The organism is Streptomyces sp. TAA486, from assembly GCF_000426165.1.
The window spans coordinates 68,647-94,186 of sequence record NZ_AUEV01000002.1 but is presented as its reverse complement, the minus strand read 5'-3'; the positions used below and the strand labels follow the sequence as shown (position 1 = coordinate 94,186).

22 protein-coding genes are annotated in these 25,540 nt (G+C 70.1%); 12 read left to right on the top strand and 10 right to left on the bottom strand.

Going from position 1 to position 25,540, the window contains the following annotated elements; genetic code table 11:
* Window positions 1-22 precede the first annotated feature (22 nt).
* Together I004_RS32165 and I004_RS32160 are read right to left on the bottom strand one after the other, a co-directional pair.
* A complete protein-coding gene (locus tag I004_RS32165) occupies window positions 23-1,081 on the bottom strand; it encodes an EamA family transporter (RefSeq protein ID WP_078510817.1) in 1,059 nt (352 codons plus the stop codon).
* A gap of 379 nt (window positions 1,082-1,460) precedes the next feature.
* Window positions 1,461-1,898 (bottom strand): ATP-binding protein, encoded by a 438-nt coding sequence (locus I004_RS32160; protein ID WP_486579734.1) that lies wholly within the window; start codon window positions 1,896-1,898, stop codon window positions 1,461-1,463.
* Window positions 1,899-2,129: 231 nt separating this feature from the next.
* On the opposite strand from I004_RS32160, the gene I004_RS0104355 reads away from it, so the two are divergent.
* From I004_RS0104355 to I004_RS0104330, 6 genes are all read left to right on the top strand, one after another.
* Window positions 2,130-2,954: a helix-turn-helix domain-containing protein gene (locus I004_RS0104355; RefSeq protein WP_486579733.1), complete on the top strand. Its 825-nt coding sequence runs from the start codon at window positions 2,130-2,132 to the stop codon at window positions 2,952-2,954.
* 3 nt (window positions 2,955-2,957) lie between these two features.
* Entirely contained in the window at window positions 2,958-3,245 is a 288-nt protein-coding gene (locus tag I004_RS32155) for a DUF397 domain-containing protein (RefSeq protein ID WP_051344696.1), read from the top strand.
* On the top strand, window positions 3,208-4,035 hold the full coding sequence (locus tag I004_RS0104345; RefSeq protein ID WP_028434470.1) for an SAM-dependent methyltransferase: 828 nt from the start codon (window positions 3,208-3,210) through the stop codon (window positions 4,033-4,035). Before I004_RS32155 ends, I004_RS0104345 begins: the two co-directional genes overlap by 38 nt.
* A 470-nt stretch (window positions 4,036-4,505) precedes the next feature.
* Window positions 4,506-5,306: an SGNH/GDSL hydrolase family protein gene (locus I004_RS0104340; protein WP_028434469.1), complete on the top strand. Its 801-nt coding sequence runs from the start codon at window positions 4,506-4,508 to the stop codon at window positions 5,304-5,306.
* A gap of 320 nt (window positions 5,307-5,626) precedes the next feature.
* The gene (locus I004_RS0104335) at window positions 5,627-5,809 is read left to right on the top strand and encodes a hypothetical protein (protein ID WP_028434468.1); all 183 of its coding nucleotides are present in this window, start codon (window positions 5,627-5,629) and stop codon (window positions 5,807-5,809) included.
* A 74-nt stretch (window positions 5,810-5,883) separates the two neighbouring features.
* The gene (locus tag I004_RS0104330) at window positions 5,884-6,762 is read left to right on the top strand and encodes a hypothetical protein (protein ID WP_158676998.1); all 879 of its coding nucleotides are present in this window, start codon (window positions 5,884-5,886) and stop codon (window positions 6,760-6,762) included.
* Between the two features lie 41 nt (window positions 6,763-6,803).
* Here I004_RS0104330 and I004_RS0104325 read toward each other — a convergent pair whose 3' ends face one another.
* Window positions 6,804-7,589, bottom strand: coding sequence for a hypothetical protein (locus I004_RS0104325; RefSeq protein WP_028434466.1), 786 nt, complete (start codon window positions 7,587-7,589; stop codon window positions 6,804-6,806).
* A 91-nt stretch (window positions 7,590-7,680) separates the two neighbouring features.
* On the opposite strand from I004_RS0104325, the gene I004_RS0104320 reads away from it, so the two are divergent.
* Window positions 7,681-8,586 (top strand): oxygenase MpaB family protein, encoded by a 906-nt coding sequence (locus I004_RS0104320; protein WP_028434465.1) that lies wholly within the window; start codon window positions 7,681-7,683, stop codon window positions 8,584-8,586.
* Window positions 8,587-8,659: 73 nt separating this feature from the next.
* On the opposite strand, the gene I004_RS0104315 is transcribed toward I004_RS0104320, so the two are convergent.
* Both I004_RS0104315 and I004_RS0104310 read right to left on the bottom strand, forming a co-directional pair.
* Window positions 8,660-9,268 (bottom strand): methyltransferase domain-containing protein, encoded by a 609-nt coding sequence (locus I004_RS0104315; RefSeq protein WP_028434464.1) that lies wholly within the window; start codon window positions 9,266-9,268, stop codon window positions 8,660-8,662.
* A gap of 77 nt (window positions 9,269-9,345) precedes the next feature.
* On the bottom strand, window positions 9,346-9,774 hold the full coding sequence (locus I004_RS0104310; RefSeq protein WP_028434463.1) for a PPOX class F420-dependent oxidoreductase: 429 nt from the start codon (window positions 9,772-9,774) through the stop codon (window positions 9,346-9,348).
* Between the two features lie 128 nt (window positions 9,775-9,902).
* Here I004_RS0104310 and I004_RS0104305 point away from each other — a divergent pair, with 128 nt between their 5' ends.
* Together I004_RS0104305 and I004_RS32150 are read left to right on the top strand one after the other, a co-directional pair.
* Complete coding sequence (locus I004_RS0104305; protein WP_028434462.1) at window positions 9,903-10,295, top strand: roadblock/LC7 domain-containing protein; 393 nt, start codon at window positions 9,903-9,905, stop codon at window positions 10,293-10,295.
* Window positions 10,296-10,444: 149 nt separating this feature from the next.
* Complete coding sequence (locus I004_RS32150) at window positions 10,445-11,536, top strand: DUF6397 family protein (protein WP_051344695.1); 1,092 nt, start codon at window positions 10,445-10,447, stop codon at window positions 11,534-11,536.
* Here I004_RS32150 and I004_RS0104295 read toward each other — a convergent pair.
* The gene (locus I004_RS0104295) at window positions 11,517-12,383 is read right to left on the bottom strand and encodes an acyl-CoA thioesterase (protein WP_028434461.1); all 867 of its coding nucleotides are present in this window, start codon (window positions 12,381-12,383) and stop codon (window positions 11,517-11,519) included. The two genes, I004_RS32150 and I004_RS0104295, sit on opposite strands and share 20 nt — an antisense overlap.
* Before the next feature lie 34 nt (window positions 12,384-12,417).
* Window positions 12,418-14,946, bottom strand: a complete 2,529-nt coding sequence (locus tag I004_RS0104290) for a DEAD/DEAH box helicase (RefSeq protein WP_028434460.1) — start codon at window positions 14,944-14,946, stop codon at window positions 12,418-12,420.
* Window positions 14,947-15,130: 184 nt separating this feature from the next.
* On the opposite strand from I004_RS0104290, the gene I004_RS0104285 reads away from it, so the two are divergent.
* Window positions 15,131-15,925: a metal-dependent hydrolase gene (locus I004_RS0104285; protein ID WP_028434459.1), complete on the top strand. Its 795-nt coding sequence runs from the start codon at window positions 15,131-15,133 to the stop codon at window positions 15,923-15,925.
* Window positions 15,926-15,995: 70 nt separating this feature from the next.
* Here I004_RS0104285 and I004_RS0104280 read toward each other — a convergent pair whose 3' ends face one another.
* Window positions 15,996-17,867, bottom strand: a complete 1,872-nt coding sequence (locus I004_RS0104280; RefSeq protein WP_078510815.1) for an ABC transporter ATP-binding protein — start codon at window positions 17,865-17,867, stop codon at window positions 15,996-15,998.
* Window positions 17,864-19,786, bottom strand: a complete 1,923-nt coding sequence (locus I004_RS32145) for an ABC transporter ATP-binding protein (protein WP_051344694.1) — start codon at window positions 19,784-19,786, stop codon at window positions 17,864-17,866. Before I004_RS32145 ends, I004_RS0104280 begins: the two co-directional genes overlap by 4 nt.
* A 237-nt stretch (window positions 19,787-20,023) precedes the next feature.
* On the opposite strand from I004_RS32145, the gene I004_RS0104270 reads away from it, so the two are divergent.
* Both I004_RS0104270 and I004_RS0104265 read left to right on the top strand, forming a co-directional pair.
* Window positions 20,024-20,806: a L,D-transpeptidase family protein gene (locus tag I004_RS0104270; RefSeq protein ID WP_486579732.1), complete on the top strand. Its 783-nt coding sequence runs from the start codon at window positions 20,024-20,026 to the stop codon at window positions 20,804-20,806.
* A 238-nt stretch (window positions 20,807-21,044) separates the two neighbouring features.
* Window positions 21,045-22,412: an alpha-amylase gene (locus I004_RS0104265; RefSeq protein ID WP_028434456.1), complete on the top strand. Its 1,368-nt coding sequence runs from the start codon at window positions 21,045-21,047 to the stop codon at window positions 22,410-22,412.
* 88 nt (window positions 22,413-22,500) lie between these two features.
* Here I004_RS0104265 and I004_RS0104260 read toward each other — a convergent pair whose 3' ends face one another.
* Window positions 22,501-25,464, bottom strand: coding sequence for an FAD-binding and (Fe-S)-binding domain-containing protein (locus I004_RS0104260; RefSeq protein WP_028434455.1), 2,964 nt, complete (start codon window positions 25,462-25,464; stop codon window positions 22,501-22,503).
* Window positions 25,465-25,540 lie beyond the last annotated feature (76 nt).

Here is a 25,540-nt window from a genome sequence, read left to right as displayed (position 1 = left end):
CCCGCCGTCCGCACGTGCGTGACTAGATCTCCGTCTCCCGGGACGGAGATGCATCCCCGAGGACCCGTCCGGGTGTGCTCCGCCGCAGTGCTCCGGGCATCCGCCCGGACACCGTGAGAACGAGGAGTCCGAGCAGGACCAGTCCCGTGCCTGTCCACGCCCAACCTCCGAGGCGCTCACCGACGACGGCCACGCCGAGCGCCGCGGCGACCACCGGCTCGAAGAGCGACAGCGTCGTCGCCGTCCCGGCCGTGACGCGGGCCAGACCGGCACCGAAGAGCACGTAGGCCACGCACATCGGCACCACCGCCAGATATGCGGCGACCAGTACGCCGCGCGGCTCGCTCAGTAGGGGTCCGCCGGTGAGGGCCAGCACGGGGAGCAGTACGAGCGCCCCCAGCCCGAAGAGGCTGCCCATCGCCGCGCGGGAGGTGTGTCCCGCGCGGATGATGCGTGCCCCGTAGCAGGCGAAGACGGCGTACGACGCTCCGGCGAGGAGAGCCAGTGCGACTCCGCCGGGCACGTCGTGTCCGGTCTCCGCCCCGTCCCCGGCCGTCAGCGCCAGCAGCGCGCACCCCGCACCGGCGGACACCGTCGCCGCGAGCCAGCGCAGCGTCAGCCGCACACCGACCAGCAGCCGCTCCAGCAGGGCGGCGAAGACGGGCGAGCAGCCGATGGTCACCACCGTGCCGGCAGCCACTCCCACCCGGTCCATCGACGAGTAGAAGGCAAGGGGATAGATGGCGACGGCGACGCCCCCCAGGAGCGCCCACAGCGACACCGGCCGCCGGGCGCGCAGCACGCGGAGCGCCGAACGTCCCGCGATCAGAAGGGTGAGGAGACCGCCGACGCCCATGGTGGCGGCCCCTGTCGAGAGCGGTGACGCCGAGGCGGGGGCAAAGCTTGCGGCCGTGCCGGTGGTGCCCCACAGCGTCGCCGCGGCGAGCACGAGCAGAGGCCCGCCTCCGCCGCGCCGACCGCGGGTGAAGGAGGGTGCGCCATCGGACGAAGGCGGCTGCGGGCCGGGTGCGCCGGAATGCGGGCGCGCGTGCGAGGACGAACTGGCAGAGAAGGATGACATGCGGTTCGCGTCCTGATCCGTTGAAGGCCGGTGATGACGGTCATCGGAAGGGCGCAGCAGCCATGGGCAGCGGGGGAGACCTCGATGGCGGCACCGCGTCGGGCGGTCCGCCGGGAGGAAGAGCCCGGACTGCCGGGGAGCGGGCGGAGCGTTGCCGCTCGCGCCCGTGGATCAGTGCGCCCTCAGCGGGACGCGGGAGGCGGTGTGACCGCGTGCCAGTAGATGCTGTCCATGCCCGTGAGCGTAACCGATGGCAGATGGGCGGGCAGCGGGGTGGTCGCCCCTTGCACAGCACAGCGCCACCGCCCCCCGTGCCGGGGCGATGGCGCTGTGCTGTGGCAGCCGGCGAGCGACAGCCGGCCACATGACGGAGGTTCCCTCAGCCCTCACCAGGGTTGAGGGAACAGGTCAGTTCCGCCCACACCGCGTGGCCGCTGTCGGGGCCGCCGTCGAGACTGCGGCGGATGCCCCAGTCGTCTGCGAGGACGCTGACAAGCAGCAAGCCGCGTCCGCTTTCCCCGTCGGAGTCCACCGGGCCGCCCGGGCGGGGCCGAAGCGGGTCGGGACCTCCGCCCTGGTCGGTCACCTCAAGGCACAACCGCAGGCCCACCAGCCAGAGTTCACAGCTCACCTTGTCGCTGCCGGTGTGGCGCACAGCGTTGGTGAAGAGCTCGGACACCAGCAATTGTGCGTCCTCGCAGGCCTGTTGATCGACTCGCCATTCGTGCAGGCGGTCGAGAACTCGTCTTCGCGCCCGCGACACCGAGGTGTCGAGGGCGGGCAGACGGAACGCGTCCCGGAGCGGGCGTACCGACACAGCTGAGGGCCGATCTTCTAAAGACAGGGCGTCATGGGGGGAAGCCACAGCTCCACTATGAGCTTGTTCAGTCACACCTGGCAAGGATCAGTCTGCAAATTACAGAATCGTTCGAGTCAGGCTGTCGTCCGACAAGGCGTCCATGCCAAACTGCTTGCCCATGACAGGAGTTGGAGGCGAGCGATAGTGGTGGACTCGCGGACGGGCGGTGGGGCGCCCACCGTTCTGCGGGTGGTTTTGGGCAGGCGCCTGCAGCATCTGCGGGAGAAGCGCGGCCTGTCGTACGAGGAAGCAGGGCAGGCGCTCGACGTCACCCACGCCACTGTCCGGCGGATGGAGAAGGCCGAAGTCGGCCTGAAGGTCCTCTACGTCGAGAAGCTTCTGCAGACTTACGGCGTCACCGACCCGACGGAGCTCGAACAGTTCCTCGCCCTGGCGCGCCAGGCCAACCAGCCGGGCTGGTGGCACCGCTACCGCGACGTGCTGCCCGAGTGGTTCAGCGCATTCGTCAGCCTGGAGAGCGAGTCGCACAGCATCCGCGCGTACGAACCCCACTACGTGCCGGGGCTGTTGCAGACCGAAGGGTACGCAAGGGCGGTGCTGCGCTCAGGGATGCCCCAGGCGCCGGAGGAGGAGATCCGGCGGCAGGTCGCGCTGCGGCTGGAGCGGCAGGCCGTCCTCGACCGCGACGAACCGCCCATGCTGTGGGTGGTGATGGACGAGACCGTGCTGCGCCGCTCCCTCGGTGGGCCCGATGTGATGCGTGAGCAGATCGACGTCCTCATCGAGGCCGGCCGGCGCCCGCACGTCCGGCTGCAGATCATGCCGTTCACCGCCGGGCCCCATCCGGCGATGTACGGGCCGTTCCACCTCTTCCGTTTCCCCATCGACGAACTGCCGGATGTCGCATGCGCGGAGAGCCTGGTCGGAGCCGTCTACTTCGACCAGCGCGACGACGTGACGACCTTTTTGGAGGCACTGGACCGGATGTGTGCCCAGGCCGCACCCGTGTCGCGGACGGAGGCGATGCTCAGTGCACTGCGCAAGGAGATCTGAACCATGGGTCGTATCTACAACGGGATGCCTGCCAAGAACCTCGGCACAGAGGGCTGGCACAAGCCCTGGAGCGGTGGCAACGGCGGCAGCTGTGTGGAGGCTCTGAAGCTGGATGACGGGCGGGTGGCCCTGCGCCAGTCCACGGACCCCGACGGGCCCGCCCTCATCTACACCCCCCACGAGATCAAGAAGTTCATTCAGGGCGTGCAGGCCGGAGATGCCGACTTTCTGCTCGCCCGACCAGCAAGACCACATGGAGGACGACGTGTCGGAGACGGGCTTCAGCCCTGAGCAGATCGACACCACCACGCCGCATCCGGCGCGGATGTACGACTACTACCTGGGCGGCCTGGACAACTACGAGGTCGACAGGGAAGCGGCCGAGCGCGTCCTCGGGCATGCACCCTTCATCCGTCCGACCGCCCAGGGGAACAGGGGCTTCCACCACCGCGCGGTGCGTACGGTGGTGGAGAGCGGCATCCGGCAGTTCATCGACATCGGCACCGGCATCCCCACCTCGCCCAACACGCACGAGGTGGCGCGCGCCATCGCGCCGGAGACGCGCGTGGCCTACGTCGACAACGACCCCATCGTGGCGACGTACGCGGGCGCCAAGCTGACCAACTCGGGCAACGCGAGCTTCGTACTGGCCGATCTCCGCGAACCCGATGCGATTCTCGACCATCCCACCACGCGGGACCTCATCGACTTCGACCGGCCGATCGCCCTGATGCTCGTTGCCGTGATGCACTTCATCCGCGACGACGAGGATCCCGGAAAGATCGTCTCCGCCCTCACCAGCCGTCTGCCGGAGGGGAGTTGCCTGATCCTGTCGCACATCACCTCCGACTTCGACGACGGCGAGGCGGCGGCGAAGGCTTCCGAGGTGTACAAGGGCTCGACCGCGCAGCTCATCTTTCGCAGCTACGACGAGATCATGCCGTACTTCAACGGCTTCGAGCTCATCGAACCGGGCCTGGTGAAGCCGCCGTTGTGGCGTCCCGACGGCCCGGTTCCCGGCGAGGACGAACTCGTCGACCACCGCGGCTACGCCGGTGTGGGATTCAAGGGCGGCGCGTAGCCGCGGAACCACCGCACACCGGCAGGGGACGCACAATCGCATAGAGCCAGCCCCGGGCAGGGCCGCCGTCACGTGGGGGTGCGGTCCCTGCCCGGCGGTGTGTGTGCGTACGTTCGTCGCCGAGTCCGAGGACCGGGACACGTGACGCTTCGCTGCCTGACTTCTCCTCACTCCTGACGGCGGCTGCATCCCCCGTACCTACGCGCGTAACCCCCCCCAACTCCCGTCGCGTGTAGGGATCTTCGCCTGGTGGAATCTAACTTCCGGTACCGCGTCGCGCCCGGAGTTCGGACCGCCGATCCGTGAAGGCGGGGTTCCTGCCCCGAGTTTCGTCAACACCCCTGCTGTGCAAGCCCGCTCACAGTTTCTACAGCTTTCTTGACATGAGCACTTCCAGTTGAGCCCGGCGGCTGATACCTCTGTACATGACAAAAGCACCCTCCATGTCTCCCCCCACCATGAGAGGTTCCATGAAGCCACGCAGATGGACGACCACGGGCGCTGCCGTGGCGTCGTCGCTCGGAGTCATCACGCTCACCGGGGCCGTGCCCGCCTCCGCGCAGGACGCGGCCCCCGCGTATGTCGCCCTGGGCGACTCCTACTCCTCCGGTCTCGGAGCCGGCGACTACGGCGACAGCGGCGACTGCAAGCGGAGCTCGAAGGCCTACTCCCAGCAGTGGGCCGCGGCCAACTCGCCCTCCTCGTTCGACTTCACGGCATGCTCCGGAGCCGTCACCGACGACGTACTCAACGGTCAACTCGGGCCGGTCACCTCCTCGACCGGCCTGGTGAGCATCAGCATCGGAGGGAACGACGCGGGCTTCGCCGACACCATGCAGGCATGTGTGCTGCAGGGCGAGAGTGTGTGCCTGGAGAAGATCGACGAGGCGAAGAGCTACATCTCGGGCACCTTGCCCGGCAAGCTCGACTCCGTCTACAACGCCATCAGCGACAAGGCACCCTCCGCCAAGGTCGTGGTGATGGGCTATCCCCGCATATACAAGCTGAACGGCGAATGTTCCGTCGGTATCAGCGAGGCGTCACGCGCGGCGATCAACTCCGCGGCCGACGTCCTCAACGACACGATCGCCAAGCGCGCGGCCGATCACGGCTTCACGTTCGGCGACGTGAGCGGCACCTTCACCGGACATGAGATCTGCTCCGGCGACTCGTGGCTGCACAGCGTCACCTTCCCGGTCGGGGAGTCCTACCACCCGACGGCGGAAGGTCAGACCGGCGGTTACCTGCCGGTGCTGGAACAGAACGCGTGACCCCGCGCCACGGCCTCCACGCGGAGCCGTGGCTGAGGCGGCGAAAGTCGTCACGTCCCCGCGTCGACGGGGCTTTCCCCGGCCGGGGCGAGCAGGGCTCAGGCCCTCTCGCCCCGGCCGGGTTCGTTGTGTCACGGGGTGCCGGAGTGCGCGCGATCAGAGGCATGGAACCAATTCATCAAATTTGAGTAGCTCTTTCGAGGAGGCCGGGGCCGCTGCAGAAGCACGGAAGACCGGAATCCCGAAGGAACCCCAACGGTCGAGTCGGAGTTCTAATGGGTAGAGGCGGGCGGGCAGACTCGCCCTGAAGGAGGACGACAATGACCAACAGAGGCAAGATCGCCGTCGGCGGCGTGGCTGTGGGACTTCTCCTGTGGTGGCTGACGTCGTTCTGGATCGCCCTCGCGGTGATCGTCGGCGTACCCGCGATCGCCTACCTGGTGCTGGACCCCTCGCAGCGGCGCCGGCTGCGCCGGGTGAGCCGCAAGGAGCTCAACCGCTGACCGGGAGCGCGGACGCTCCCGCCACGAGGTAGGTGCCCGCACGCAACGTGCGCGCGGGTCAATAGAGTTGAGCCATGAGGTGGTTGGCGCTCGAGGCCGGTGACGCCGCGACGTGGGGCAGCACCGTGGTGACGTTCGGCATGGCGTGCTACGCGATCGCACAGGGCATGAGCCAGCGGCGCGATCTGCGCCGGCAGAACGAACTGCAGGCAGAGACGTCGCAGTTGCTGCGTCGGCAGATCGAGACGGCCGAGCGCCGCACGCTCATCATGGAGGACCTCCTGCACCGGGTCAGCGCGGTGGCATGGCCCGCAGCGCCGGATTCTTCGCGCCCCCGGCTCCGGCCCGTGCCTGCTCAGGAGCCGGAGCCGTCCTTTGACGGGGTGCCGCCACCGCCTCCGCGGCACGCAGGGGATGAGGACGTCCAGGCTGCGGATGTCCCGGATGAGGACGTTCCGGAGGACGCCGACGAGGCGGAACCCGAGCCTCCCTGGAGCACGGGGCCCGCCGGCCCGCCCGGCGGATACGGATCTCCGCAGTGGTTTCCGCCGCCGCAGCAGCAGAGCGGTCCTGTTCCCGTGGGAGCGGCCCCGGCGGGCGGCAGCTGGGTCGGCTCTCAGGATTCTCGGACGGCCTGGCCCGCAGCGGCCGCGCCGCCGCTCTACGCGCCGCCACAGCGGCAGGCACCGACGGGCCCCTGGCGCATCGAGCGCTTCGGACGGCACAGCTTCGCCCTGCGCAACACCGGCACTACGACACTTACGGGCGTCCGCGTCGGCCGTGCGAGTCTCCCGTCGTCCGCCCGCGGTGTCCCGGAGAACGCCGTCGTGCGGCCGGGGGAGACCACCGAGTTCCTGATGGCGGCCGAGCGCGGGCAACCGCTGCCGGGCACCGTTGCCGTCTCCTGGGACGGGCAGCCCGTCGAAGTGCACGTACCGATTCCGCTCGGCTGAGGGGCGCCGTGGGCCGGCTCCGACCGCGCCGGCAAATGGCGTCAGGCCGCCGGGCGGACCGCCATTCCGTCCAACGCTTCGAGCAGACCGGGCAGTTCGGCTCCGCGTCCGACCGGCAGGACTTCACCCGGCTCGTCGTCCAGAAGAAGGAAGGCGATGTCGTCGGTGCGGGCGACCATGCTCCATCCGGGCCCGTCCGCGCGCAGGGTGCGCGCCTCTCCGGAGGCGAAGGCCGAGCGGACACGGCCGGGGGGTGGCGGCGTCTCCACGTACGCCCGCACCTCCTCCAGGACCCGCTTCACCGATGCGTTGGGGTTCTCGCCGGCCTCGACGAACTCGACGTCGTCCTCAACCTGTTCGCGCCAGGCCGCCCACTGCAGCGCGATCTCGTCCGCGCCCAGCCGGCGCTGGGCCGGTCCCCAGTGTTCCGTGTCCGGCGGCACGAGCGCCGATCGTCCACCGTCCATCTCCGGGTCGGGCTCGGGGTCGTGCGGCGCGGGCACTCCGGGGGCCGAGACGGCCACGTTCAGCGGCCAGCCCGGCAGCGCCGCGGCAACGGAGCGGTCCGAGGGGGAGAGGTCGTACTCCATGCCGCAGTCCCACGCAGCGATCGCGCAGGCCACGAGGGTCACGTCGTCGGTGGCCACGGTCCAGCGGGCGCCGGAGCCGTCCTGGCCGAGAACCAACCCGTAACCCTCGGCGTACGGTTCGAGGTCGAGTCTCGCGCAGGCCTCTGGGTAGTCGTCGCCCAGAACGCTCGGAAACTGGGCGGGAGTCAGGAGTACAGCCGTCAGCACAAACAGCGCGTCATCGTCCTCGGCGGCCACGTGCCCTCCCCTTCCATGAGTTCTGGGGAACCTTAACTCTAGAGTCAGTTCGTTTACAGAGCAGGGCCGCTGACGGAGGGGACACGACGACGTGGGGCGATACGACCGGCTCAAGCACATCTTGCAACTCGACCCGGAAGAGGACTTCGAGGAGATCTACCGGCTCTCGGCGACCTACGAGTTCCCCTGGGACTTCACCCGTGCCCTGGAGTTGGCGCTCTACCGCACCTACGCGGTGCCCAGCATAGGGCGGTTGCTGGCGCACACCGCGGAGCTCACGGACCGCACGCAGAAGCGCTACGACGACACCGCGCTGCTCCTGGACGCCGTCATGGAGCACGGCCACAGATCCGAGAAGGGCCGTACCGCGATACGCCGGATCAACCAGATGCACCGCAGTTACGACATCTCCGACGGCGACATGCGTTACGTGCTGTGCACATTCGTCGTGATGCCGAAGCGGTGGCTGGACATGTACGGGTGGCGGCGCCTGACGCGCCACGAGCAACACGCGTCGGCCGTCTACTACCGCGTGCTGGGAAAGCACCTGGGGATCACCGAAATCCCGGAGAGCTACGGCGATTTCGAGACGTATCTCGACGAGTACGAGGAAGCGCACTTCGGCTGGGACCCCGACTCGCGCCACGTCTCCGACTCGACGCTGGCGCTGATGGCGTCCTGGTATCCGTCCCCCCTCGCCCCCGCGGTGCGTGGCGCGAGCAAGGCGCTGCTGGACGACTCGCTGTTGCGCGCCTTCCGTTACGACCAGCCGCGTCCCGCGGTCCGCAGGCTCGTCCAGGGTGCTCTGCGCACGCGGGCGCGTGCCGTGCGCCTGATGCCGCCGCGGCGCAAGCCGCACTACGCCCGGCAGAACCCGGAGATCAAGGGGTATCCGGGCTATCCGGTCGGCTACCGCCTGGAGGACCTGGGCACCTTCCCGCGGCAGGCGGAACGAGGGCTCGGCGGCGCGTGTCCTGTGCCGCACGGCAAGGTGTAGTGCTGGCGGTCCCGTCGGCCTGACTCCCGGCCGCCCGGATGCCGTTCGTGGGCGGTGCTACGCCTGCGAACGGCTACGCCCGCGTTGCCAGGGCCAGATAGCGGTCGGCCTCGTCGGTGTACGAGGTCAGCCGCCAGCCCGAAGTGGCAAGCAGCGTACGAAGGTTGGGTTCGGCACGGATGTCGTCCGCGGTCAGGGCGCGGCCGTGGCGCGCGGCGAGCGCCGCGCGCCCGACGGGATGGAAGAGGGCGAGCGTGCCTCCGGGACGGACCACCCGGGCCAGTTCCCGAAGCCCGGTGTCCGGCCCGGCCATGTGGGAGATCAGCCCTGCCCCGAAGACGGCGTGGAGGCAGCCGTCGCGCAGCGGAAGCCGGCAGACGTCCGCGAGCAGCAGACGCGCACAGGAGTGCCGCCCGGCGCGCACGGCCTCGGAGATCATCTCCGGGGTGAGATCGGCGCCGAGGACGGTGCCCGTGCGCCCGACCGCAGCGCGGAGCGGAGGCAGCGCCCGCCCTGTGCCGCAGCCCGCGTCGAGAACGGCGTCGCCCTCGCGCAGTCCGAGTTCACCGACGGCCGCCTCGTATGCGGGGCCGTCGTCGGGGAAGCGTGCGTCCCAGCGGGCCGCGCGGGCGCCGAAGAACTCGCGCACCCGCGCGGGATCGCTGCTCGTCTCGTGCTGCATGGACCTCATGATGGCGGACGCCGGCGCGGGGCGCCTCGGTGGACAGGGTCCGGAGGCGCCCCGCATCTGGCGGCGGTTCAGTCCGCGATGCCGGAGAGCGCCACCACCTTCGAGACGCGCACGCGTACGAGCAGCTCGCCCGGAACGGCGTTGCGTGCACCGAATCGGGCCCCCGCCTCCTCGCCCATGTAACGGGCGCCGATGCGGGTGGCCCAGTGCAGCATCGTGTCCATGTCGCGGCTCAGCTCCGCCCGGCCGGTGAGGACGACGAAGGCGAACGGAGGCCGTTCGTCGTCCACACAGATGGAGACGCGGCCGTCGCGGGCAAGATTGCGTCCCTTGACCGTGTCCTCACCTGTGTTGAAGAGCAGATCGTCACCGTCGAGCACGAACCACACCGGCGCCACATGGGGGCTTCCATCGGCGCGGACCGTCGAGAGTTTCCCCGTACGTGTGCCCTCGGAGATGAAGCCGCGCCACTCGTCTTCCGTCATCTTCTCAGCCATGTGTCCATACTGCGCGAGGCGTACACGGCTCGTGGCGCTGAGTGCGGCAGGTGAGCGTGTGGTTGCTCCCCGCGTTGTGGTGGGTAAGGGTGGCAAGGCAGCAGCTGAGGAGAAGGGGGAACGCCGGGATGGCGCTGAACACAGGGCTCGACTGGCTGCTCGACGACCTGACCGACCGGATGCCGTCCGTACGGCACGCGATGGTGCTCTCGACCGACGGCCTGGTCACCGCGAACAGTCAGACCCTGGAGAAGGCCGACGCCGAGCATCTCGCCGCAGTGGCATCCGGTCTGCAGTCCCTGGCCAAGGGGTCGGGGATGCACTTCGGTACAGGGCAGGTACGGCAGACGATGATCGAGTTCGAGGAGGGACTGCTCTTCGTCACCTCCGCGGGTGAGGGAAGCTGTCTGTGCGTGCTGACGGGAGCCGAGACCGATGTCGGTGCCGTCGCCTATGAGATGACGCTGCTGGTGAGCCGCGTCGGCGAGCATCTCGGTCTGGCGGCGCGCAACGGGACGTAGCGGCAGGCCGCGCACCGTGCGGTATCCCGGAGCGTGCCCGTGGCGGGAGTTATCCACAGGCCGGGCGGGATTTTCTTCCACCGTCTAATGTCGTCACTGTCAGTAGCTGGACCGCTGCTGGAGATGACGGCAACGACGGGGGAAGAACCATGCACGACGACGTCGCGATGAGTACGGCCGCGAAGGAACTGGGCCTGGAACCGGGCGAGATGGCGCTCGCCGCGCAGCTGGGCCACGTACGTACGGTGCGCGCAGCGGCCTCGGCGACCACGCTGCGTGCGGATCGGGGGCCGGTTCGCCGCCGGGTGCCCCGTGACGAACTGGCCAGGCTGCGGGCCGCGGAGGATTTCCCGGACGGACTGCGGGAGCAGCTGCGAATCGTCGACGCGGGCGGCGGCGCCGAGCTGCTCGGCGTCACGGGGGCTCGGTTCGCCCGCCTGGCACGGGGCGGCTGTTTCAGCCCGGTGAGCTTCTACGTGAACCGCTATCGGACGGTGGTGTGGCTGTATCTGGCGCAGGAGTTGAGCTCCTTCGCGGAGACCCGTCCGGAGCTGCTCTCCGGAATCCTCCCGCGCGGGCTGCGCATGCTGCTGGCCGAAGGGGTGGACCTGCGGGCGGGGCACTGGCGCGGCCGCCGCGTCGGCCAGCTGTGCCGGCAGGCGGAGGGGCCGTGGCAGGCAGCAGCTGCCCGGGCTGCTGTGCTCAGCGAGGAGATCCTGCGGGAGGCCGTCCCGGACGCGGGTGAGCGGGCCCGCCTGAGCGCCTTGCAGCCCGAGTTGGCGCCCTTCCGTGGCAGATCCCCGGCTGTCCGCGAGGTGGCGGAGGAGCTGTGCAAGGCAGCCGCCGAGGATGAGATCTTCTGGCAACGCCTCATGCTGGTGGCCGATGTGGAGGGCGCACGGGCATCGGAGGCCCGCGCCGCCGAGGACGCCGCTGGGCCGGCCCACTCGGCCGCCCACGGCGCCGGTCCGTCCGATTCCGCGGCAGAGGAGGTCAGTTGGCCGGGGGGACGAGCTCAGTCGTGCACCTGGCGCCCGCCGGTGCGTACGGAACATGACCCGCGTCCGGACAGGGGAGCGCGCACGGGCGCGGCCGGAAGCCATAGCCACGGGCGGGCGGGCCAGGTCGAGCAGAGAGCCCGCGTGCTGAACGCCCTGCGCGCTCCGCGTCAGCGGCCACCATGGCGGGGCAGCGCTATCGGTCCTGAGCGGCCGAGGGGATTCAGCCGCCCAGCTTTCTGAACAGTCCCTCCTGCATCACCGAGACGATCAGCCGGCCTTCGCCGTCGAAGATCTGTCCGCGGGCCAGTCCCCGGCCGCCCGTCGCGATGGGGGACTCCTGCTGGTACAGGAACCACTCGTCGGCGCGGAACGGTCTGTGGAACCACATCGCGTGATCCAGGGAGGCCATGTCGAAGCCCCGCGGGCCCCACAGCGGCTCGATGGGGATGCGTACGGCGTCGAGGAGCGTCATGTCGCTGGCGTAGGTGAGGGCGCAGGTGTGGACGAGCGGGTCGTCACCGAGCGAGCCGATGGCCCGCATCCACACCCCGCTTCGCGGCTCGATGTCCCGCAGCTCGCCTGCCTCCCAGCGCAGCCGCTCCACATAGCGGATGTCGAACGCCATGCGGCGCTCCATGCGCTCAAGAGATTCGGGGAGTTCGCCGAGGTGGTCCCGGATCTCGTCGGCCAGCTTCGGGAGGCTCTCCGGGTCCGGCACGGCGGGCATCGGGACCTGATGGTCGATGCCCAGTTCCGGCTGATGGAAGGAGGCGGTGAGATTGAAGATGGTCCGGCCCTGCTGCACGGCCACCACGCGCCGCGTGGTGAACGAGCGGCCGTCCCGCACTCGTTCGACCTGGTACACGATGGGGACCCCGGGCACGCCCGGCCGCAGGAAGTACGCATGCAGCGAGTGCACGGGGCGCTGCCCGTCCGTGGTGCGCCCGGCGGCGACGAGAGCCTGCCCGGCGACCTGGCCGCCGAAGACGCGCTGGAGATTCTCCCGCGGGCTGCGCCCCCGGAAGATGTTGATCTCGATCTGCTCGAGGTCGAGCAGCCCTGCGAGCTGCTCTGCGGGGCTGGTCATGGGGCCTGCTCCTCTTTCACGTGCTGCGGGCCCCTCACAGGCGGCCCACGTTGGTCACCTTGATCACGGCGCGGCCCTCCTCGTCGGAGGCGGTGAGGTCGACCTCGGCGGAGATGCCCCAGTCGTGGTCGTCATCCGGGTCGGCGAAGGTCTGCCGTACGCGCCACAGAGCCTCCTCCGGCACCTCCTCGATGCTCAGGAGCCCCGGGCCGCGGGCGTCGGGGCCGGTGCCCAGGTCGTCGTACTCGTCCCAGTAGCCGTCCAGGGCCTCGGCCCAGGCGTCCTCGTCCCAGCCGGAATCGGCGTCCATCTCGCCCAGTTCCGCGACCTTGTCCAGCGCGGCGAGCTCCACCTGCCGGAACATCGCGTTGCGCACGAGGACGCGGAAAGCGCGGGAGTTGGCTGTGACGGGCCGGACGTGGTCGGCGCGTTCCTGCGCCTCCTCGGCGCTCTCCTCCTCCGGGTTGGCGAGCTGCTCCCACTCGTCGAGGAGGCTGGAGTCGACCTGGCGGACCATCTCGCCGAGCCACTCGATGATGTCCTGGAAGTCCTCGGACTTCTTCTCGTCGGGGACGGTGTGCTCCAGGGCCTTGTAGGCACTGGCGAGGTAGCGCAGCACGATGCCCTCGGTGCGGGCCAGTTCGTAGAAGGAGACGAACTCCGCGAAGGTCATCGCACGTTCGTACATGTCACGGATGACCGACTTGGGGGAGAGGGGGTGATCGCCGACCCATGGGTGGGACTTGCGGTAGAGCCCGTAGGCGTGGAAGAGCAGTTCCTCCAGCGGCTGCGGGTGGCTGACGTCCATCAGCCGCTCCATCCGCTCCTCGTACTCGATCCCGTCCGCCTTCATCTGCGCGACGGCCTCGCCCTTCGCCTTGTTGGTCTGGGCGGCCAGGATCTGCCGCGGGTCGTCGAGCGTGGATTCGACGACGGAGACCATGTCCAGCGCGTAGGAGGGGGATTCGGGGTCCAGGAGTTCGAAGGCCGCCAGCGCGAAGGTGGACAGGGGCTGGTTGAGCGCGAAGTCGTGCTGGAGGTCGACGGTGAGGCGCACGGTGCGGCCCTGCGCGTCCGGCTCGTCGAGCCGTTCGACGACGCCGCCGTCCAGCAGCGAGCGGTAGATGGCGATCGCCCGGCGGATGTGCCGCAGCTGGGAGCGGCGGTCCTCGTGGTTGTCCTCCAGCAGCTTGCGCATCTGCGCGAAGGCGTCGCCGGGCCGCGCGATCACGGACAGGAGCATCGCGTGGGTCACGCGGAACCGCGAGTTGAGCGGTTCCGGGTCGGAGGCGATCAGCTTCTCGAAGGTCTGCTGCCCCCAGTTGACGAAGCCTTCCGGGGCCTTCTTCCGCACGACCTTGCGGCGCTTCTTCGGGTCGTCCCCGGCCTTGGCGAGGGCCTTCTCGTTCTCGACGACGTGCTCGGGGGCCTGGGCGACGACGAAACCGGACGTGTCGAAGCCCGCCCGTCCCGCACGGCCCGCGATCTGGTGGAACTCCCGCGCGCGCAGTGTGCGCACGCGGCTGCCGTCGTACTTGGTGAGGGCGGTGAACAGCACCGTACGGATGGGCACGTTGACGCCCACTCCGAGGGTGTCGGTACCGCAGATGACCTTCAGCAGACCGGCCTGTGCGAGCCGCTCCACGAGCCGGCGGTACTTGGGCAGCATGCCCGCGTGGTGCACTCCGACGCCGTGCCGCACGTACCGCGAGAGGTTGCGTCCGAAGCGGGTGGTGAAACGGAAGTTGCCGATGATCTTGGCGATCTCGTCCTTCTCCGCGCGGGTGCACATGTTGATGCTCATCAGCGCTTGCGCCCGCTCCACCGCCTGCGCCTGCGTGAAGTGCACGATGTAGACCGGTGCCTGGCGCGTCTCCAGAAGCTCCGTGACGGTCTCGGTCAGCGAGGTGGTCCGGTACTCGTACGACAGCGGTACGGGGCGGGTCGCGGAGCGCACGACGGCGGTGTCGCGGCCCGTGCGCCGTTTGAGGTCCTCCTCGAAGCGGGCGACGTCCCCGAGGGTCGCCGACATCAGCACGAACTGCGCGCGGGGAAGCTCCAGCAGGGGGATCTGCCAGGCCCAGCCGCGGTCAGGCTCGGCGTAGAAGTGGAACTCGTCCATCACCACCTGGCCGATGTCGGCCTCCGCGCCGTCCCGCAGCGCGATGGAGGCAAGCACCTCGGCCGTGCAGCAGATCACCGGGGCGTCGGCGTTGACGGACGCGTCGCCGGTGAGCATCCCGACGTTCTCGGTGCCGAAGATCTTGCACAGGTCGAAGAACTTCTCCGAGACCAGGGCCTTGATCGGAGCGGTGTAGAAGGTGACCTCGTCCCGCGCGAGAGCCGCGAAGTGGGCACCCGCGGCGACCAGGCTCTTACCGGAGCCGGTCGGGGTGGAGAGGATCACGTTCGCACCGGAGACCACTTCGATCAGCGCTTCCTCCTGCGCGGGGTAGAGCGAGATCCCCCTCTCCTCCGCCCAGCCGGAGAAGGCTTCGTAAAGGGCGTCGGGGTCGGCGTCGCTCGGCATCTGATCGATGAGGGTGGCTGTCACGCACCCCATACTGCCTTCCTTGTTTCCGCTATCGGGAACCGGTGCTCCTGGCGTGATCATCTGCCGATACGCTGTCCCGCCGACAAGGCGTCAGCGCGGCGGGCGATCAGAGCGCTTCCGAGGGCCAGTTGGGGCCGCGGCAGCCTGCGGCCCGCTGCGCTGACGCGAGCAGCCACAGGGGTGGGGGACGGACATGATGGGACCGGCGCATTCGCTGTCGGGAGCGGCCGCCTGGCTGGGAGTAGGTGCTGCGGCAGCCGCACTGGAGCACCCGATGCCCTGGCCGGTGCTCCTGGCCGGCGCCCTGATCAGCTCGGGTGCCGCTCTTGCGCCGGATCTCGACCACAAGGCCGCCACCATCTCCCGCGCCTTCGGCCCGTTCTCCCGCGGCCTGTGCGGAGTGATCGACAAGCTGTCCGAGGCCGTCTACAACTCCACTCGCGGGAACGGCGAGCGGCGGCGCTCCGGGGGGCACCGCACCCTCACGCACACGTGGCCCTGGGCGCTCTTCCTGGGGGTCGGCTTCTCGGCGGCGGCGGTCTTCGGCGGCCGCTGGGCGGTGCTGGTGATCCTCTTCATCCACATGGTTCTCGCCGTGGAGGGGCTGCTGTGGCGTGCGGCCCGGGTCTCCAGCGACATCCTGGTGTGGCTGCTCGGTGCGACGAGCGCCTGGAGCCTCGCCGGCGTGCTCGACGAACCGGGCAACGGCGCCGGCTGGCTCTTCGGTGGGCATGGCCTGGAGTACGTGTGGCTGGGGCTTCCGATCGTTCTCGGGGCGCTGGTTCACAACATCGGCGACGCGATCACCATTTCGGGCTGCCCGATCCTGTGGCCGGTCAAGATAAGCGGCAAGCGCTGGTATCCGCTGGGCCCGCCGGAGTTCATGCGTTTCCGGGCCGGAGCGTGGGTCGAGACGCGGCTGCTGATGCCCCTGTTCATGCTGCTCGGCGGGGCGGGAGCGCTCTTCGCGCTCGGTGTCTTCGGCTGACGGACGTCCGGGGGCGGCAGGCGCCGGCGGGATGCCGAGGCCGTGCCGACTGCCGGTGGCCGGGGCGTTCTCAGCCGTGCCAGGAGCGCCAGAGCGCCGCGTACGCGCCGTTCTCCTCGACCAGGGCGTCGTGGCTGCCCAGTTCGCTGATGCGGCCGTCCTCCACGACGGCGATGACGTCCGCGTCGTGAGCGGTGTGCAGCCGGTGCGCGATGGCGACGACGGTGCGCCCATGGAGCACCTGCGCCAGGGAGCGCTCCAGGTGCCGGGCCGCACGCGGGTCCAGCAGCGAGGTGGCCTCGTCGAGCACCAGAGTGTGCGGGTCGGCCAGCACCAGCCGCGCAAGCGCGATCTGCTGTGCGTGCGCCGGAGCGACGAAGATCCCCCCGGAGCCGACCTCGCTGTCCAGGCCGTCCGGCAACGACCGCGCCCATCCTTCCGCGTCGACAGCGGCGAGCGCCGCCCACAGTTCGGCGTCGCTCGCCCCCGTGCGGGCCAGCAGCAGGTTGTCGCGGAGCGACCCGACGAAGACGTGATGCTCCTGGTTGACGAGCGCCACGTGACGGCGGACGCGATCGGCGGGCATCCGCGACAACTCGGCCTTCCCCAGGGCGACTTTGCCGGTGCGAGGTCCGTAGATGCCCGCCAGCAGCCGCCCCAGGGTGGACTTGCCCGCCCCGGAGGGCCCCACGAGCGCGACGCGGGTGCCGGGCGGCACGCGCATCGTGACCCCGTGCAGCACGTCCGTGCCGGTGCGGTAGCCGAAACGCACGTCGTCCGCGCGCAGTTCGCGGCCCCGCGGAGCCAGTTTCCCGTCGCCGGAGTCGGGTTCGATCTCCCGGACACCGACGAGCCGGCCCAAGGAGACCTGGGCGACCTGGAGTTCGTCGTACCAGCGCAGGATGAGCCCGACCGGTTCGAAGAGCATCTGAGCCAGCAGCGCGCCCGTCGTCAGCTGGCCCACGCCGATCCAGCCCCACAGCACGAACGTGCCGCCGAGGATCAGGACACCCGCCACGAGCAGCAGGTTCGTGACGTTGACGACGGGGAAGAGCACGGAGCGCAGCCAGAGCGTGTAGCGCTCCCAGGCCGTCCACTGCGAGATGCGCTGCTCGGACAGTGCGACGCGGCGGGCGCCCAGCCGGTGGGCCTCCACCGTGCGGCCCGCGTCGACGGTCTCCGCCAGGGCACCTGCCACGGCCGCGTATCCAGCGGCCTCGGAACGGTAAGCGCTGGGTGCGCGGCGGTAGTACCAGCGGCAGCCGACCAGCAGCACCGGCAGGGCGATGAGCACCGCCAGCGCCAGCGGCGGAGCCGTGGCGGTGAGCGCCCCCAGCAGCAGCGCCGCCCACACGACACCGACACACAGATGCGGCACGGCCTCGCGCATCGCGTTGGCCAGCCGGTCGATGTCCGTGGTGATCCGCGAGAGCAGATCCCCCGTGCCGGCGCGCTCCAGCACCCCCGGCGGCAGACGGACCGAACGCACGAGGAAGTCCTCACGCAGGTCCGCCAGCATCCGCTCACCGAGCATCGCCCCACGCAGCCGCACTTCCCGCACGAAGAAGCTCTGGAGGACGAGGGCCAGCAGGAACAGGCCGACGACGCGGCCGATTTGCATGTCCCGGCTGCCCGACGTCAGATCCTCGACGAGGCCGCCCAGCAGGTAAGGGCCCACCATCGACGCCAGCACCGCGACGGTGTTGACGAGGATGAGTGTGACGAAGGCACGCCTGTGCCTCCGCAGCAGCTCGCGCACGTAGCCGCGGACGGTGGCCGGGCCTCCGACCGGCAGTGTGGTCGCGCTCTCCGAAGCGGCCGGGTCGTAGCCGGGAGGGGCGACGCCGATACGGACGGAGGAGTCGGCAGGGGCCTCGGAGCCGGTCTGGTTGGTTGAGCCCGCGGCGGCGGGGGAGGCAGTCGGCGTTGTCGGGGCGGTCATGCGTGCTCAGCTCCTTCCGCCTGTGCGAAACGGGGACTGTCGGGTACGGGGGAGGGCCCGGCGGAAGGGGAGGCGCCGGCGGCGGCATCCGCGTCAGGCACCGTGTCCTCTTCCGGCTCGCGCGTGACCACGGCCCGGTATCCGGCGTGTGTGCGCAGCAGTTCGCGGTGCGATCCGGCAGCGAGCACCTCCGCGCCGCGTACGAGGACGACCCGCTCGGCCTGGTCCAGCATCAGCGGGCTCGAGGTGAAGACGACCGTCGTACGGTCTGCGCGCACCCTGCGAAGGGACCGTGCGATACGGGCCTCGGTGTGGGCGTCCACCGCCGATGTCGGCTCGTCCAGAACCAGCACCTGCGGGTCGGTGACCAGCGAGCGCGCCAGCGCGAGCCGTTGCCGCTGCCCGCCCGAGAGTGACCGTCCGCGTTCGGTGACGGACGCTTCGAGCGGATCGCCGCCGGTCTCGGGAGCGCCCTGCATCAGCGCGTCCAGTACGTCCCCGCACTGTGCGGCCTCCAGCGCGTGCTGCTGCGGCACCGCACCGGATCGGGGCACGTCGAGCAGTTCGCGCAGCGAGCCCGACAGCAGCACCGGATCTTTGTCCTGGACGAGCACCGCTGAGCGCGCGCTCGCGAGCGGTACGTCGTCGAGCGGCACGCCTCCGAGGAGGACCGATGCGGAGCCGTCGACTTCCGGCGGATGACCGCCGAGCCGGTCGGCCAGCCTGCCCGCCGCCTCAGGGTCGCCACACACCACAGCGGTCAACTGCCCGGCAGGAGCGAGCAGCCCGGTGACGGGGTCGTAGAGATCGCCGCCCAGGGCGTAGTCGGCCTCCTGCTCCGTTCCGGCCCCTTCCGTCTGCGCCGCATCCTCTCCCGTCCCGGTGCCGGCGGTGTCCCGGGAGCCATCGGCGCTCTCCGGTCCGCCCCTGCGGAGCGACAGAACGCGGACGGCGCGCTGCGCCGACGGACGTGAGAAGGAGTAGGCCATGGCGAACTCCTGGAACAGCCGCAGCGGGAAGAGCAGGAAGGTCACCGCGCCGTAGACGGTGACCAGTTCGCCCACGCCGATGCGTCCGTCGAGTGCGAGGCCCGCCCCGTGCCATACGACGCCCATGAGGAGCAGGCCCGGAAGCGCCACCTGAAGCGCTTCGATCAGCGCCCACATCCGCGCGGTGCGCACGGCCGCACGGCGGACCTCCTGGGATGCCTGCCGGTACCGGGTCAGGAACAGTTCCTCGCCGCCGATGCCGCGCAGCACGCGCAGGCCCGCTACCGTGTCCGCCGCCAGCTCCGTGGCGCGTCCCGCCTTCTCACGTTGCAGGTCGGCGCGGCGCGTGGCGCGGGGCAGCAGCGGAAGCACCGTGAAGGCCAGGACCAGCATCCCGGCAGAGACGAGCAGCCCCAGCTGAGGTTCGTAGACGACGAGGCCGACGCAGACGCCGACGGTGGTCAGCAGCGCTGCGCTGAAGCGGGAGGCGGCCTCCACGCACCAGCCGATCTTCTCGATGTCGCCGGTGGAGACGGCCACCACCTCTCCCGCCGCGACCCGCTGAGTGAGTGTCGCCCCCAGGGCGGCCGTCCGGCGTGCCAGCAACTGCTGCACTCGGGCCGCCGAAGTGATCCAGTTGGTGATCGCCGAGCGGTGGAGCATCGTGTCCGCGACCGTGACCGAGACGGCGATGATGAGGAGCAGCCCGCCCGCCTCGGCCAGTCCGCCGCCCGAACCGGCCACCACGGCCTGCAGGGCCAGCCCGACGATCGCGGGGACAAGGGCGACGGAGGCCATGTGCAGGGTGCCCCAGCCCAGAGCCTTGGCCTGGCCTCCGAGCTGCATGCGGCCCAGCCACAGCAGGAAGCGCGGACCCGACCGCACATCGGGAACGCCGGGGTCGGAGTAGGGAAGATCGCGAATGTGCATGACGTCCCAGAGCGGTCGGTGCGAGTGGTGACCCGGTGTGTGTGCGGCTCGATAGGGGTGTGTCCGCCCCGCAAGACTCGCCGTGTCCGAGCTGCCACGCAACGGGTTTTCCGGAGCGGTGCGCCGACCGGCCCAACTCCCGCCACCCTTCCCGGACCTGCGGAAGCGAGCGAATCCGCGGGGTTCGCGGACGCTCGGCCCGCGTGCCGCCACCGGGGGAGTGCGACCATGGTGGACATGCACAGGACTGGGGTGGACCGGGTGCGGAACGGGCGGACGTCAGAGCGCCGCGCGGCAGCGGTAAGGGCGACGAGGACGGCCTTCGCCGGTTCAGTGGCCGTTACCCTCGCCGTGACGCTGGCGGCGTGCGGCGGTGACGCCGGTGCCGCGAAGGAACCGGGAGGGAAGCCCGGCGGCGATGCCGCACGCAAGACCGATCCCACCCGCATCCCCGGTGTGGGCGATGCTCTGCACAAGCGGATCCCCGGCAAGTCCCGTCAGGTGGTGGCCGTCTACGGCAAGGAAAAGGACTCCGCCGCGGCGACCGTGAGGCTGTTCACCAAGAAGGGTGACAAGTGGACCCCCGGGCGCAGCTGGCAGGGACACAACGGCCGTAAGGGCTGGACCCGCGACCACCACGAGGGCGACAAGCGCAGCCCCGTGGGCGTCTTCACCCTCACCGACGCCGGCGGCGTGCGTTCCGCACCGGACGCGAAGCTGCCTTACACCGCGAGCGCCGCCTTCACCCCGCCCTCGTACTGGCCCAAGAAGACCCGGCACGACTTCGATCACGTCATCGCCGTCGATTACAACCGCAACAAGGGAACCTCCCCGCTCGACCCGGCGCGTCCCGACGGCGACGACAAGGGCGGCAGCATCTGGCTGCACCTGGACCACGGCAGCGGCACATCCGGCTGTGTGAGCATCTCCCGGGCAGGCATGGAGTATCTGCTGCAGACGCTGGCCCCGGAGAAGCACCCTGCGGTGGTCATGGGAGACAGGGCGGCCCTCGCCGGCTAGACCGGCCGTATGCGGGCGGCACCGCATACGGATGTCCGCAAGTAATCCTGCCAGGCAGCGAAGTTGGCCGACTCCACCTGGACGCAAGAGTTTTCAGAAAACCATTGGAAACGCTTGCTGCGCATCTTGACGTGCACACGAGCGCAACGGCAGGCTCCCTTCCAACCCCCCACGGCGGCCTGGCGCGTGGCTGCCTTCCTCGGCACCTCTGTGTCCGACGACGAAGGAGCCGCACACGATGAGAAAGCGTCTGATCTGCGCGAGCACGGCCGCGGTCCTGGCGGCGGGCGCCGTCACGGCACTCAACGCATGGCCGTCCCAGGCGGCGCCCCCGGGTGAAAAGACAGTCACGGCAACGCTCTTCGAGAAGCCGTACGCCGACGTGGGCAAGGAGTGCAAGGACACGCTCGGCCCGGCGGGTTACGGCTACGTCGAGGTCTCGCCCGCCACCGAGCACATCAAGGGCGAGCAGTGGTGGACGTCGTACCAGCCCGTCAGCTACAAGATCGCGGGGCGGCTCGGTGACGCCGACGCGTTCAAGAGCATGGTGAGCGCCTGCCACGACGCGGGGGTGAAGGTGATCGCCGATGCGGTCATCAATCACATGGCCGCCGCGTCCGGTACGGGCACCGGCGGTACTCAGTACAGCAAGTACGACTACCCCGGCACCTACGGCGACTCCGACTTCCACGGCTGCCGCAAGGACATCTCCGACTACAAGAACCGGGAGGACGTGCAGAGCTGCGAACTCGTGAGTCTGTCCGACCTCGACACCGGGAGCGACAAGGTGCGCTCCACGATCGCCGGCTACCTCGACAGCCTGAGGGACATGGGCGTCGACGGGCTCCGCATCGACGCCGCCAAGCACATGTCCGCGGACGACATCAAGGCCATCAAGGGCAAGATGGCCGACCCCGGCTTCTGGGTGTCCGAGGTGATCCACGGGGACGGGGAGGCCGTCCAGCCCGAGGAGTACACGGACCTGGGCGACGTGGATGAGTTCCGCTACGGCAAGCACCTCAAGAGCGCCTTCCAGGGCGGCGACGTCGGCGGCCTGAAGAACATCGCCGAGGGCAAGCTGACCGCCGACAAGGCCCGTACGTTCGTCGACAACTGGGACACCGAGCGCAACGGTTCGACGCTCACCTACAAGGACGGCGACGTCTACAAGCTCGCCAACGCCTTCTTGCTGGCTCACCCCTACGGCGCGCCGAACGTCTTCTCCGGCTACGAGTGGTCCGAGAAGGACGCGGGCCCGCCCAGCGGTGATGGAGGCTGGACGGACATGCACGCGCAGCGAGAGATCACCGGCATGGTCGGCTTCCGCAACGCCGTCGGCGGCGCGGAGTTGACGGACTGGTGGTCGGAGGGGTCCGCCCTGTCCTTCGGGCGGTCCGGCAAGGGCTTCGTCGCCCTCAACGCGGGCGACGGAGAGCTCAAGCGGACCTTCTCCACGTCGCTGCCCGCCGGAACCTATTGCAACGTCGCCAAAGCCTCGCCGGACAAGTGCGACGGCAACACCGTCACCGTCGGCGACGACGGCAAGGCGGAGGCAACCGTCCCGGCGAAGGGCGTGCTGGCGCTGCACACAGGCGCCAAGTCCTAGCGCGCACACTGACGATGGCCCCGACGGCCGCACGCTGAACTGACCTTCCAGGGCCGCTCCCGGCCCCCGCCGGGTGCGGTCCTGGAGTTCAGTCGGGCCGGGTGGCCCGCTCCAGCTCCAGCAGCACGGAACGGTAGCCGCGGCCGCCCGTCGCGTGGTCCATGCCCACCTCGCACATCCGGTTGGCCGACAGGTACGCCTCGAAGTCCCGCGCGGTCACCTCGGCGGCCTCGCGCGCCGTCGCGGAAGCGGTGAGCTCCTTGTGCAGCATGCCCCTGTCGCCGGCGAAGCCGCAGCAGCGAGCGTCCACGGGTACGACGACCTCCTCGGCGCACGCCTCCGCCACCGCGCGCAACTGCTCGGTCCCGCCCAGGTGTTGCATGGAACAGGTCGGATGGAGCACCGCGGAGTCCCGCCGCCGCTCCACCGTCAGCCGCGGCAGCAGCTCCTGCGCCGCCCATGCGACGGAGTCGATGACCTTCAGCCGCTCGTGCACCTTGCGGTTGGCCGGAGTCAGGTACGGCACGACCTCCTCGCCGATGCCCAGCGTGCAGGAGGAGGCATCCACCACCAGCGGCAGTTCACCGCCGTCCGTCCAGCGCCAGGCAGCCTCCACGATCCGGTTCGCCATCAGCTCGTTGCCCGCCGCATAGCCCTTGGAGTGCCAGATCGTTGCGCAGCAGGTGCCCACCACGTCCTCGGGAATCCACACGGGCCGCCCGGCCCGCGCGGAGACGATCACCATGGACTGCGGCAGCGACGGGCCCTCGTATCCGTCCGGTTCGCCGAAGATCCGGTTGACGCACGCCGGGTAGTAGACGGCCGCGGCGCCGTTGCGGTCCGTGGCGGGCAGCCGCTTGGCCGCCGCCGAGGGGATCTGCGGCAGCCACTCGGGGACGAGGTCGGGGCGTACGGCCTTGCGCGCGGCGCCCGTCAGCGACTCGAGCAGCCGCTCGCCCCGGCGCGGCAGCACCCTGCGGCGCAGCGTGTCCGCCGCGGCCACTGCCAGCCGCGCCGACCGCTCCACGAGATGGAAGCGCCGGGCAGCACGCTCCGCGTTGCGCTCCTCGCGAGGCGAGTGCCGCTGGTGCCGGAAGTCCTTCATCATCGCGCCCGTGTCGATGCCGACGGGGCAGGCGAGGGCGCACGTCGAATCTCCCGCGCAGGTGTCGATGGCGTCGTAGCCGTAGCTCTCCAGCAGGCTCTCGTTGACGGCGGACCCGGCTGGCTGGCGCAGCATCTCCCGGCGCAGCACGATGCGTTGACGAGGTGTGGTCGTCAAGTCCCCACTGGGGCAGGTCGGTTCGCAGAAGCCGCACTCGATGCACGGGTCGCCCACCGCCTCGACCTTCGGGATCGACTTCAGGCCGCGCAGATGAGCCTTCGGGTCGCGGTCCAGAAGCACCCGTGGCGCCAGCACGCCCGCCGGGTCGACGGTCTCCTTGATTCGCCACATCAACTCCGTGGCCCGCTCGCCCCACTCCAGCTGGAGGAAGGGCGCGATGTTGCGTCCGGTGGCGTGCTCCGCCTTGAGAGAGCCGTCGAAGCGTTCGACCGTAAGCCGGCAGAACTCGTCCATGAACGCCGCGTACCGCGCCACGTCTCCCTCGTCGGCGGCGTCGAAGGCGAGCAGGAAGTGCAGATTGCCGTGGGCGGCGTGCCCGGCGACCGCGGCGTCGAATCCGTGCCGCTCCTGCAGCGCGAGCAGCGCCTCGCACGCCTCGGCGAGACGGGAGGGCGGCACGGCGAAGTCCTCCGTGATCAGCGTCGTCCCGGAGGGACGCGAACCGCCGACCGCCGAGACGAAGGCCTTGCGCGCCTTCCAGTAGAAGCCGATGGTCTTGGCCTCGCGTGTGAAGGCGTTGGTCACCGACGGTACGGGGGCGACGAGTTCGAGGTCCGCCATCACCGCGGACGCCTCCCGCTCCCGCTCCTGCTGTGCCGCCTCGTCCGGTTCCCGGAACTCCACCAGCAGCGCGGCGGTCTCCTTCGGCAGTTCGGCCCAGTCAGCCGGTACGCCCGCCACGCTGACCGATGCCCTCAGGGTGTTGCCGTCCATCAGCTCGACCGCCATGGCTCCCGCCTCGTTGAAGCGGGGTACCGCGGAGGCCGCCGCGGAGAGGGAGGGGAAGAACAGCAGCGCCGTCGAGGTGTGCCGGTTCAGGGGGAGCGTGTCGAAGACGACTTCGGAGATGAAGCCGAGTGTGCCCTCCGAGCCGACCGCGAGTCCCCGCAGGATGCTCACGGGGGTGTCCCCGTCGAGGAAGGCGTCGAGGCGGTAGCCGTTGGTGTTCTTCAGCTCGTACTTGGCACGGATGCGGGAGGTGAGTTCCGCGTCCGCTTCGATGTCGGCCTTCAGGGCGATGAGGCCCTCGCAGAGGGCGGGTTCGGCGCGCGCCAGAGCTTCGTCGGCGTCAGGAGCGGCGGTGTCGACGACCGTGCCGGACGGCAGGACGAAGGTGAGCGAGGCCAGGGTGCGGTAGGAGTTGCGGCTCGTGCCGGCGGTCATGCCGGAGGCGTTGTTGGCGACGACGCCGCCGAGTGTGCAGGCGATCGCGCTCGCCGGGTCCGGGCCCAGCAGCCGCCCGTACGGGGCCAGCGAGGCGTTGGCCCGCACCACGGTCGTGCCGGGCCCGATACGGGCACGTGTGCCGGCCTCGTCGAGCACCTCGACGCCCGTCCAGTGGCGGCGCACGTCGACGAGGATGTCCTCGCCCTGTGCCTGGCCGTTGAGGGACGTGCCGGCAGCGCGGAAGACGACCTGACGCCCTTGGGTGCGGGCGTAGGAGAGCACGGCCGAGACGTCATCGGCGTCCCCGGCGACCACGACCACCTGCGGCACGAACCGGTACGGGCTCGCGTCGGATGCGTAACGGACCAGGTCCGAGACCTTCCACAACACCTTCTCCCGGCCCAGCAGCCGTACCAGGTCGTCGCGGAGCGGCTGCGGCGTGCCTCCCGCCAGAGCCTCCGGGACCCGGTCGTGCGCGGGCACGTGCCCGGCGCTCGTACGGGGCCGCAGGGCGCCGTGTCCTGGGTCGAGCAGCGGCATGATCTCTCCTGGGAGGGCGCACGGACGGGTGTCCGGCCCATGCTAGGGGCAGACATCGGGTCCGGTTCCGGCCGGA

What these genes read in the sequence shown, in the direction of transcription:
- I004_RS32165 (WP_078510817.1), bottom strand. Translation starts at nt 1,081, where the DNA reads ATGTCATCCTTCTCTGCCAGTTCGTCCTCGCACGCGCGCCCGCATTCC.
- I004_RS32155 (WP_051344696.1), top strand. Translation starts at nt 2,958, where the DNA reads ATGGGTCGTATCTACAACGGGATGCCTGCCAAGAACCTCGGCACAGAG.
- I004_RS0104345 (WP_028434470.1), top strand. Translation starts at nt 3,208, where the DNA reads ATGGAGGACGACGTGTCGGAGACGGGCTTCAGCCCTGAGCAGATCGAC.
- I004_RS0104340 (WP_028434469.1), top strand. Translation starts at nt 4,506, where the DNA reads ATGAAGCCACGCAGATGGACGACCACGGGCGCTGCCGTGGCGTCGTCG.
- I004_RS0104335 (WP_028434468.1), top strand. Translation starts at nt 5,627, where the DNA reads ATGACCAACAGAGGCAAGATCGCCGTCGGCGGCGTGGCTGTGGGACTT.
- I004_RS0104330 (WP_158676998.1), top strand. Translation starts at nt 5,884, where the DNA reads ATGAGGTGGTTGGCGCTCGAGGCCGGTGACGCCGCGACGTGGGGCAGC.
- I004_RS0104315 (WP_028434464.1), bottom strand. Translation starts at nt 9,268, where the DNA reads ATGCAGCACGAGACGAGCAGCGATCCCGCGCGGGTGCGCGAGTTCTTC.
- I004_RS0104310 (WP_028434463.1), bottom strand. Translation starts at nt 9,774, where the DNA reads ATGGCTGAGAAGATGACGGAAGACGAGTGGCGCGGCTTCATCTCCGAG.
- I004_RS0104305 (WP_028434462.1), top strand. Translation starts at nt 9,903, where the DNA reads ATGGCGCTGAACACAGGGCTCGACTGGCTGCTCGACGACCTGACCGAC.
- I004_RS32150 (WP_051344695.1), top strand. Translation starts at nt 10,445, where the DNA reads ATGCACGACGACGTCGCGATGAGTACGGCCGCGAAGGAACTGGGCCTG.
- I004_RS0104295 (WP_028434461.1), bottom strand. Translation starts at nt 12,383, where the DNA reads ATGACCAGCCCCGCAGAGCAGCTCGCAGGGCTGCTCGACCTCGAGCAG.
- I004_RS0104290 (WP_028434460.1), bottom strand. Translation starts at nt 14,946, where the DNA reads ATGGGGTGCGTGACAGCCACCCTCATCGATCAGATGCCGAGCGACGCC.
- I004_RS0104285 (WP_028434459.1), top strand. Translation starts at nt 15,131, where the DNA reads ATGATGGGACCGGCGCATTCGCTGTCGGGAGCGGCCGCCTGGCTGGGA.
- I004_RS0104280 (WP_078510815.1), bottom strand. Translation starts at nt 17,867, where the DNA reads ATGACCGCCCCGACAACGCCGACTGCCTCCCCCGCCGCCGCGGGCTCA.
- I004_RS32145 (WP_051344694.1), bottom strand. Translation starts at nt 19,786, where the DNA reads ATGCACATTCGCGATCTTCCCTACTCCGACCCCGGCGTTCCCGATGTG.
- I004_RS0104270 (WP_486579732.1), top strand. Translation starts at nt 20,024, where the DNA reads ATGCACAGGACTGGGGTGGACCGGGTGCGGAACGGGCGGACGTCAGAG.
- I004_RS0104265 (WP_028434456.1), top strand. Translation starts at nt 21,045, where the DNA reads ATGAGAAAGCGTCTGATCTGCGCGAGCACGGCCGCGGTCCTGGCGGCG.
- I004_RS0104260 (WP_028434455.1), bottom strand. Translation starts at nt 25,464, where the DNA reads ATGCCGCTGCTCGACCCAGGACACGGCGCCCTGCGGCCCCGTACGAGC.